Origin of the sequence: Acetobacter sp., assembly GCF_047721705.1 — a bacterium.
Taxonomy (GTDB): Bacteria; Pseudomonadota; Alphaproteobacteria; order Acetobacterales; family Acetobacteraceae; genus Acetobacter.
On record NZ_JBDNXK010000114.1, the window covers coordinates 1 to 8999 of the forward strand.

Genomic DNA, 8999 nt, shown 5'->3' on the forward strand with positions numbered 1-8999 from the left:
TATTTGCACTGGGAACTGCTCTGAGCCGCAATACAGACATAAGGCTCTTTGATGGGGCGGGACGGGTCAGCATCAGGCGCAAGCACCGGTGGGGCTTCCGTCGGGTCTACGCCAAGGATGTAACCCGCCGTGCGATGCAGGCCCACGAGCCGGAAATCACAGGGCTGCCAGATGTTGTTCTTGTCGTCGAAGAACAGACCTAGCGTGTAGGTCGCATAGAATGTCTTGAGCAGATCGCCCTTTTCCAGCTCTTCCGGAGTGATGAACCGGATGTGTGGATAGGTGCTCTTGAAAAGCGGAATGATGGGAGCCGCCATCACGCACGTCATTTTGCAGTGATGGGTTTCGGCAAAGCGGGCGACGTAGGGGAACCATCCCAGCGTATCGCCGAGCGTGCCCACAGGTAGCTGCACCAGCACGTGCTGGTTCCGGCAGTCATATTTGTGGGAAAAAATCACATTGCCGTCGGCATCTTTGACCTGAATGCCGAACCGGACATAGAAGCGCTTGGAGCTGTTGACGTTGGCCTTGCCCGCCGTGGTTTCGAACAGGATATTGCCTGTATCGAGATCGGTGAGGCGAATGGTCCATTTTCCCTCAGGCAGCGCGACGCGGCACCCAAGATTGAAATCATAGCGGATTCCAAGTGGGCCTTCCTGCGTAGGGGCGGGGGCGGCACCGACAAAAGTGGGCTTGTCGGCGGGCTTTGTTTCCTCGGGTTGCTCAGGCTTGGCGTTCGGGTCCCGGTTGCTTCCTCCCGCGATCTGCGAAGAAGCTTCGTTATCTTCTGTTTTCGAAGAAACGGGAGTGGCAACGTCTGAATCGGACATGTGGTGTCTTTTAACTCACGTGTATTAAATAAATGACACCATTTGACATACCGGTAAAAGCTTGTGGAAGAAAGAAGGTGAGTTGTTTAGTTTTTACTACGGTTCACCAGCTGATCCTGCTGCCCCGACTGCATCCTGACCACGTCCGGGCTGTCCGGCGTAAGTGTGGTAGATGAATGAACCGCTGTAAGACGCAGCAACCGGCGCAATGAATTTCACCGGAACTCCGAATACATCGAACTGCGTGGCGCCATTATTGGGATCACGCGGTATTTGTTGTGCGTCGGGTGGCGGAACGGTCGAGCCGTGGGGCGCATTGCGGATTTCCAAGGGGAAATTGGTCGCAATATGCTCGTCGAGATCGGCGACGGGCTCATAACCATCCGGTGGAGGCGGGGCAGGGTTGCGTGATTCCGGAGGCTTGACCTGTGCGTTGGGTTGTTGCGTCACACCCGACGACAGATCGGTGATATCCGCGTTACGTTTTGCACGGTGATGGACGGCATGCGGAGCCGCCATGGCCGAGGAGGCGGCGGCGAGCATGATGGCGGTTCCGACCGTCAGGCCACGGACACCTCCCGCTGGAGTAGAGCGACGCAAAGGTGTGTGATGGGGCGGAGCGCCGAAGCGAAACATGATCATGGGTGCCTCCTTGGCGACATTGGTGCTAGATTCCGACGTGTGACGCTTGCGGTCAATGAATGTTTCCGCAACCCTGCGCGAGCTTGTGCGCTTTTAATATATATTTAGGGGAGCCGTCAGGTAGTACGGGACAACAGGATATGACTGTAAGCACAGGAAGTGACCTCGCCCCCTTGGCTCTGACCGATGGGCAGGTTCTGGAACTTGAAAACGCACTGAATCAGGTCGAGGCAGGCCGTGGAGTGCTGGTCCGCATGGCCGATCTTATGGGGGGTGCCGTCGGACAGGCGACACGCCTTGGCCTGCGCGGGCTGGGTATGACGCCGCGCGTGCAGGAAAAGCTGAAAGGCATCGCGGAGACCGCCATCAAGCGCTCGTTCGATATAGCGCTTCTGGGCATGACCTCTTCCGGTGAAGCGGTTCCGGCTGAGCGGCAGATGGACGTCTCGGCTGGCAAATCCATCCGCGATCGGGCCTTGCAGGCTGCCGTGGCCGTGTCGGGCGCGGTTGGCGGTTTCACCGGTTTGGCGGGGCTGGCCCCGGATATCGGCTTCACGACGCTGACCATCATGCGTGAGATCGCGCGCATTGCGCGCGAGGAAGGCGAGGATCTGTCCGATCCGGATGCCCGGCGTGCCTGCCTTGAGGTCTTTGCCCTGCGGGCTTTCCCGAATATCGGCGAGGGACGCGAGAGCGAACTGGGCTATTTTTCCGCCCGTACGGTGCTGCGCGGGCGCCCGGTTGTCATGCTGATTTCTGAAGTGGCCTCCCATTACGGCCTTGCGCTGGGACACAAGATTTCGATCCAGCTGATGCCGGTCGCCGGAGCGCTATGTGGCGCCTCCCTGAACGCGGCGTTCCTCGCTCATTATCAGGCATTGGCGCGCGCGCACTTTACGATTCGTCGTCTTGAGCGGGAGCATGGCCCTGTTGTGCGTGATACGGCTGTCGCGCTGCGTAATCAGGCGGCGGCCCGCATGACGGGCGAACCCTGAGTCAAAAGGGTCACGATCCTTCGCGGATTGTGATCCAGCTTGCCAGAAGCCCGATCAGACACAGACTGATGCCCATGGTTTCGGCCATTGGCGCATAATGCGGAGCCAAAAAGGGAACGAGGAGGGCGGTCCCAAGGCCGGAGAGGCAGGCAATCAGCATATGCACGGCGTTCGTTCCTTAAAGCGACTTCATGAAAGTGGCCAGGTCGCCGTCCAGAGCTTTCTGGAACGCGGCGAGCGTATCGGCACTGACGTAATGTTCGATGCCTTCCGCGTCGATCAGCACCTGATCTTCGCTGACGCCGAGGGCGCGCAGGAATGACTCCACGATACGGTGCCGCGAGCGCGCCATTTCGGCAAGTTTCTCACCTTCCGGCGTAAGGAATATGCCACGGTAGGGTTTCTGCAGAACCAGCCCGTCCGCCACAAGGCGGGCGAGCATCTTGGCGACTGTCGGCTGCGAGACACCCAGCCGTGCGGCGATATCGACCTGTCGCGCCTCCTGCGCTTCTGCGAGCAGGTCTGATATCAGCTCTACATAATCTTCGATCAGAACCTTACGGCGGGCTTCGCGGTTGGCTTTGAAACTTTCGCTTTGCGTTTCTGCGGCAGGGAGGGCTGTGGCGGTCGTGTGGGGGCGTGGAGGCATGACTGAAAGAGAGTTCCAGAGTAAGATTATTCTCGTTGGAATAGAGTATTCCTGTGATTTAATCCAGCGGAAGCCCTTGCCGTAAAGGGGCCGGTTCGCACATAGCGGCCCGGTAAATTGTTACATGGAAAGTGCGAGGGAAGGGTTCGCACAGTAACATCTTCGATGATGTTACATTTTGTTAATCCCTTTCCCTCATAAAGGCACGTTCTGCATCAAAGGGATAGACGTTGCTATGGAAAGGCAATCGGATCGTATTCCTGACGGTGATTCGGCAGAGCAGGATACAGATTTTCTCCGGGCCGCGATCGATGAAATTCTCATCGTGGCCGTAACGGACGTGAACGGTATCATTACCCATGTTAATGAGCGTTTCTGTCACATAAGTGGATATTCACCCCATGAATTGATCGGGCGTACCCACCGGGTCGTGAATTCAGGTTTTCACAGCAAGGCCTTTTTCAAGAGACTTCACGACACCATTTCCGCGGGAAAGATATGGCGCGGAAAGATATGCAACCGTGCGAAAAACGGTTTGTTCTACTGGGTCGCAACCACCATCATTCCCTACAGGGACCGGTCCGGAAAAATCACGGCTTACTTGGCCTATCGTTTCGATGTGACGCCGCTCGTCGAAGCGCGGAACAAGATGAAGCAGATGGCGCGGCAGGATCCTCTGGTCGACGGGCTGAACCGCATCGGCTTTGCAGAGGAACTGGCGCAGGTCGTCAGCGCGTCCATTTTCTCCAGTGAGGCATGGATCCTCATCAAGATCGATCTCAATGGCTTCAAGGAAGTCAATGACATCTATGGTCATGACATCGGTGATCTTGTCCTGATCGAAATTGCCCGGCGTCTGAGGCGTTTTGGAGGCAAGGATTCCGTGGTCGGGCGTCTGGGCGGAGATGAGTTCGCGCTGCTTCTGCGTTATCCCGCCAGTTGCATCAGCGTGGAAAGTTACCTTCAGAGACTGCTCGATCTGATTGAGCAGCCCATTCACACGGGGCCGACGAATGTCTCCGTGTCGGCGGGGATCGGCTACACGAAAATCTCTCCCAATGTCTGCTCCGGCCAGCAGTTTCTCAAGGAAGTGGACATCGCCCTTCTGGAAACGCGCCATAATCGCGGCAAGGGTGTTGTGGGCTTCTCACCTTCCCTGCGAACAAAGGCGCTTCGTCGTCAGCAGACCATGAGTGAAGCGCGGCTTGGGATCGAGCGCGGGGAGTTCGAACTCTACTATCAGCCCATCATCAATCTGGCCCAGAGGAAAGTGGTGTCCTGCGAGGCGCTGCTACGCTGGCACCATCCCAGAAAGGGTCTCATTACGCCGGAGGTTTTCTCCGAAGTGTTCGAGGATTTCCGACTGGGCCTGAGTATAGGGCGGTTTGTAAGGGAAACGGCCATCAGAGAGGCAGCCCTCTGGCTGCGCAATGGTGTTTATCAGGGGAGCATCGCCATCAATCTGAGCGTCTCGGATTTCGGCGTGGACAGCCTGACAGCCGAACTCGGTGAATTGATGGAGCGGGAAAAAGTTTCACGCAAACATATCGAGATCGAGATTACGGAGAATATTTTCCTTGGCGCTTCGCGTTCAGACCGGGTGCGGCGGGAGATCTGCAATCTGGCACAGGCCGGCTTTGCCATTTCGTTCGATGATTTCGGCACAGGCTATGCCGCCATCAGCCATCTTCGCGAACTCCCGCTGACCCATATCAAGATCGACCGAAGTTTCGTCACGAATATCGCCCAGAATGATCGCGATGAGAAAATCACTTCCGGCCTCATCGCGCTGGCCCGCAGTATAGGGCTTTCCACGGTCGCGGAGGGGGTCGAGACAGTGGAGCAACTGCGGCTGCTCAGAGGGCTCGGCTGCACCAATTGTCAGGGATATCTTTTCTCGCGCCCTCTGCCCGCAGCCGACATGCCGGCTGCAATCCAGCATGCCCATCTCGTTCTGGAGCAAATCCACAACGATGATGAGCGGCAGGCTCTGGCGGGCTGACGCGCCTTACGCTTCCACAGGTGAGGGAAGTGGTTTCCCGGCGACGATCGCAGCGACGTTGTCGAGCGCAAGCATGCCCATATCCGTGCGCGTCTCGACAGTGGCGCTGCCCACATGTGGCGTCATGAACAGGTTGGGGATTTCCAGCAATCTCGGGTCGGGATGTGGTTCGTTGCGACAGACATCCAGTCCCGCTCCGCCCAGATGACCATCTTTCAAGGCCGCGATAAGAGCGTCTTCGTTTACCAGTCGCCCACGGGCGGCATTGACGAAGATCGCTCCCTTCGGAAGCCGTGAGAAAAACGCGGCGTCGACCATGCCGTCCGTCTCCGCGCTGCCGGGCAGATGCAGGCTGACAATCTGGCATTGGGGCAGCATGTCTTCCAGATTTTCGACCCATATCGCGCCCTGTTCCTGTTCAGGCGAAAGACGACGGCGATTGTTATAAAGCACTTTCATATCGAATCCGCGCGCGCGCTTGGCGACGGCCTGCCCGATCCGGCCCATGCCAACGATGCCGAGCGTTTTGCCGGTCACGCGCATGCCCAGCATTTCATCCATAGCCAGATCACGTCCCCAACCGTCCCGGACGAATTTGGTATATTCCGCAGCACGCCGGGCGGCGGCGAGAATCAGGAACATCGTCAGATCGGCATTGCAGTCCGTCAGGACATCAGGCGTGTTGGAAACGGCGATGCCACGGGCCCGAATAGCTTTCACGTCGAGATGATCGAGCCCCACACTGACGGTCGCGACCAGCCTGACCGATGCCGGAATGCGGGCAGCGGCCGCGGCGTCGATCCTGGCGTGATGGGTGACGAGCATGGCTACGGCTTTTGTTTCCGCCGCCAACTGGAACAAGGAGTTTGTGTCGAGGGGAGTTGCGGGCGGCGGCGGCGCCGTGAATTCCTGCTGGATGCGGTTTTCAACGGCCTGCGGTAGTCGCACGCTGCGAACGATGGCGGGACGGGGCGCTGTCATGAGGACCGATCCTTTTCAGAAAAGATATTGGCTGATAGAGGAAAGGTGCGCTCCGTCAGGTTCACCCGGCAAGAGGTGGCAGGCTGTTTTGTCCTTTGTCGGAAATAAGGAAAGCAGATCTGGAAACGGGAAAAAGCATGCGGGACGAGATCGAACTCACACCGGAGCTTATGCTCGGGGCCTACTCCATTGGCCTTTTTCCTATGGGCAGCAGTGAAGATCCGGATCGGCTTGAGTGGTACGATCCCGATCCGCGTGGCGTTATGCCGCTTCATGGTTTCCATCTGTCGAAGCGTCTCGCTCGCACGGTTTTGAATGGGCGTTTCACGGTTACGGAGGACAGGGACTTCGAGGGCGTCATGCGCGCCTGTGCTGAATCCGCGCCCGGGCGGGAAACGACATGGATCAGCGAGACGATCATAGAGCTGTTCTGTCGTCTGCATCAGATGGGGTACGGGCACAGCATCGAAACCTGGCACGATGGAAAGCTGGTGGGTGGTCTTTACGGGGTGGCGCTCGGTTCGGTTTTTTTCGGTGAGAGTATGTTCAGCCGGATGCCCGATGCCTCCAAGGTGGCGCTGGTCGAACTGGTGGCGCGTCTGCGTCTGTGTGGCTTCGATCTGCTCGACACGCAGATGGGGACCACCCATCTGTCACAGTTCGGCGGTGTGGAGATCGCAGCCGTGGATTACAAGGTGCGGCTCGCGCACGCCATCCGCATGCCAAGGCGCTGGTGTGCTCTTTCAAAGGCGGAAATTATCTCTGAAATCAATCTGATGCGTGAAGAGACGCGTGCCGCTGGCGGTTGACGTCCAGACACTTTATGGAGTGCTTCCAGCGTCTCCGCTGTGCGTGCGACGCCCGGTTTCACAAGCAGGAAAGCGAATGTGATGAATGTACCGACGGAATGGAAACGGCGGTTTTTGACTGGACTCGCCACGGTTATCCTGTCGGGAGCTACAGTCACTGCGCAGGCTGCGACAGGTGATCATCCCCCGCTGATGCCCTTGCGTGATGCTACCGTCACCTACAATGTCCAGCCGGACGGGGCTCCACAGCCGCAGCAGGTGAAAGTCTGGTTTGCTGCGGAAGGCGCACGTATGCGGATCGATGCGCCGGACGGCTCCGCTTCCACCATTCTGGACAGAACGGCGCAGACGGTCACGATCCTGCTGCACAAACAGCGGGTCTATAGCCGCCTTGAGCAACGCAACAGCATCCGTAACCCCTTCCTGCTCGATGTCTCGATGCAGTTCCAGAAGCAGGGGACGAAAACGATCGCCGGTGTTGGCTGCACGGAGTGGGGCGTGACCTCGGGACAGGGACATGCGACAGCCTGCGTGTCGGATAATGGTGTGATCCTTGCCGAAAGCGGTGTGGATGCCGATGGGGCGAAAGGCAATCTGACTGCGACCTCGGTGGTGTATCAGCCTATCCCCACCTCTACCTTTGAGGCGCCGGATAGCTATCAGGAAGTCCAGCGTCATCGGGTCGGAACGGGAGGTCAGAGTGCGCCTGCTCTGGGTCCGAATGCAGGTGTCGCTCCAAACGCCAGTGGGGACGCGCCGCAATAGCGTGCTGGATCGCAAAGTGAAAGAATGAGTATGGTCAGCCGGTGGCTTAAAAGGTGCGCAGTAATGACCGTGGCGCTTCTTGGTGTCTACGACGCCGGGAGCATCGCTCTGGCCGCCGATGAAAATGGAGCGCCTGTCACGGGGCCCTATGTAACGCCATCGGTGGATGTCGATGTGCATTACGTGATGGTGAAACCCGATGCATCCGGTGTTGTGCAGCAGGAAATGCGCTGGCAGGTTTCTTCGCTAAGGCAGCGGGTCGATCCTGAGAATTCAGCCGTTTACATGATCACGTCCTGGCGGGATCAGACATTGACGGTGGTGGATACACTTCACAGGCAGCGCAGCGTCATGCCTGCACCGGGCAGAAGTCTCTCATTGCCGGGACAGGTGCCACCCGGAAAGTTCGAAAAACTGGGCACGACCGTCGTGGCCGGGCAGTTCTGCACAAACTGGCGCACGGTCGATGACGAGGGGCACCCCAGCGATGCCTGCTACACGCCTGACGGTGTGCTGGTGCAGGTCATGCAGCGCGGGCAGGTGATGGTGCAGGCGCTCTCGGTGGCACGGGAGGCTCAGTCCGATGCCGTTTTTTCTGTTCCCACGGACTTCCGGGAGGTTGCGCCGGTTCGCTGAAGGGGAGGAAAGGGCGCCGGGATTTTCTCACCGTTACGAGTTGTTTGTGGTGGAACAGCCGTGAGTGGCAGATCCCGAATACGCCGCGCAGGTGTTCCCACATACAGTCCATTTGGCTCGGTGCTCGCATTCAGCAGTGAATTGGCACCGACGACGCAACCTTGTCCAACGGTCACTCCCGGCAGAATGGTGACGTTCGCGCCGATCCAGCATCCATCCTCAATGACGACATCTCCATGAACCGCCTCGATAATGCAGCGGTGTGAAGAGGGGCCGATGTCGTGTGTTCCTGTGATGATTCTCAGAAACTGACCGACTCTCACGTTTTTGCCTACGGAAAAGGATGCGGTCCCATCGAAGAAAAAGCCCACATTAATGAAGCTTTCTTCACCCATCGAGATATCCGTCGAACGGATATGGCAGTCAGGCCAGATGGTTGCTGTAGGATCAAGCTTTGCACCGAGGATATTGAGAAGTTTTGTCCTCATCTGAACGGGAATGAGTTCGCTGCCTATATATGCCAGAGAGAGTTTGCGCAGATAGTTGACCAGAGGATTGTTGACAAACGGCATCAAAAATTCTTTCTGGTGAATAAGGTCGGAAGGTTGGTGTCCTCAGCGATACTGAGAACGGTTCGGATGATCAGGAGCCACTTAATTGATAAGCAGTAGGCTATGTAGCACATTGAAT

The 8999-nt window shown here is 57.7% G+C and carries 11 protein-coding genes; 5 read left to right on the forward strand and 6 right to left on the reverse strand.

Features of this window, described 5'->3' with window-relative positions; genetic code table 11:
- Positions 1 to 830, reverse strand: an 830-nt coding sequence (locus tag ABF824_RS14460) for an autotransporter strand-loop-strand O-heptosyltransferase (protein ID WP_415489706.1), incomplete at its 3' end; no start/stop codon positions are given.
- Positions 831 to 926: 96 nt separating this feature from the next.
- Positions 927 to 1472 carry a hypothetical protein gene (locus tag ABF824_RS14465; RefSeq protein ID WP_415489707.1) on the reverse strand — a complete coding sequence of 182 codons (546 nt, stop codon included), beginning with the start codon at positions 1470 to 1472 and terminating at the stop codon, positions 927 to 929.
- 140 nt (positions 1473 to 1612) lie between these two features.
- Between ABF824_RS14465 and ABF824_RS14470 the strand changes: the two genes are divergently transcribed.
- Positions 1613 to 2467, forward strand: a complete 855-nt coding sequence (locus ABF824_RS14470) for an EcsC family protein (protein WP_415489708.1) — start codon at positions 1613 to 1615, stop codon at positions 2465 to 2467.
- A 10-nt stretch (positions 2468 to 2477) separates the two neighbouring features.
- Here ABF824_RS14470 and ABF824_RS14475 read toward each other — a convergent pair whose 3' ends face one another.
- Both ABF824_RS14475 and mntR read right to left on the reverse strand, forming a co-directional pair.
- Positions 2478 to 2633 (reverse strand): hypothetical protein, encoded by a 156-nt coding sequence (locus ABF824_RS14475; RefSeq protein ID WP_415489709.1) that lies wholly within the window; start codon positions 2631 to 2633, stop codon positions 2478 to 2480.
- Between the two features lie 12 nt (positions 2634 to 2645).
- A complete protein-coding gene (mntR, locus tag ABF824_RS14480; protein ID WP_415489710.1) occupies positions 2646 to 3116 on the reverse strand; it encodes a manganese-binding transcriptional regulator MntR in 471 nt (156 codons plus the stop codon).
- 235 nt (positions 3117 to 3351) lie between these two features.
- Between mntR and ABF824_RS14485 the strand changes: the two genes are divergently transcribed.
- The gene (locus ABF824_RS14485; RefSeq protein ID WP_415489711.1) at positions 3352 to 5118 is read left to right on the forward strand and encodes a putative bifunctional diguanylate cyclase/phosphodiesterase; all 1767 of its coding nucleotides are present in this window, start codon (positions 3352 to 3354) and stop codon (positions 5116 to 5118) included.
- 6 nt (positions 5119 to 5124) lie between these two features.
- Here the strand turns inward: ABF824_RS14485 and ABF824_RS14490 are convergent, their stop codons facing one another.
- On the reverse strand, positions 5125 to 6099 hold the full coding sequence (locus ABF824_RS14490) for a 2-hydroxyacid dehydrogenase (protein WP_415489712.1): 975 nt from the start codon (positions 6097 to 6099) through the stop codon (positions 5125 to 5127).
- A 137-nt stretch (positions 6100 to 6236) separates the two neighbouring features.
- Here ABF824_RS14490 and aat point away from each other — a divergent pair, with 137 nt between their 5' ends.
- The 3 genes from aat to ABF824_RS14505 all read left to right on the forward strand — a co-directional run bounded on the left by aat (position 6237) and on the right by ABF824_RS14505 (position 8309).
- Positions 6237 to 6908 (forward strand): leucyl/phenylalanyl-tRNA--protein transferase, encoded by a 672-nt coding sequence (gene aat / locus ABF824_RS14495; RefSeq protein ID WP_415489713.1) that lies wholly within the window; start codon positions 6237 to 6239, stop codon positions 6906 to 6908.
- 81 nt (positions 6909 to 6989) lie between these two features.
- A complete protein-coding gene (locus tag ABF824_RS14500) occupies positions 6990 to 7673 on the forward strand; it encodes a DUF4412 domain-containing protein (protein WP_415489714.1) in 684 nt (227 codons plus the stop codon).
- A 63-nt stretch (positions 7674 to 7736) separates the two neighbouring features.
- The gene (locus ABF824_RS14505) at positions 7737 to 8309 is read left to right on the forward strand and encodes a hypothetical protein (RefSeq protein WP_415489715.1); all 573 of its coding nucleotides are present in this window, start codon (positions 7737 to 7739) and stop codon (positions 8307 to 8309) included.
- On the opposite strand, the gene ABF824_RS14510 is transcribed toward ABF824_RS14505, so the two are convergent.
- On the reverse strand, positions 8249 to 8881 hold the full coding sequence (locus tag ABF824_RS14510; RefSeq protein ID WP_415489716.1) for an acyltransferase: 633 nt from the start codon (positions 8879 to 8881) through the stop codon (positions 8249 to 8251). The two genes, ABF824_RS14505 and ABF824_RS14510, sit on opposite strands and share 61 nt — an antisense overlap.
- Between the last annotated feature and the right edge of the window lie 118 nt (positions 8882 to 8999).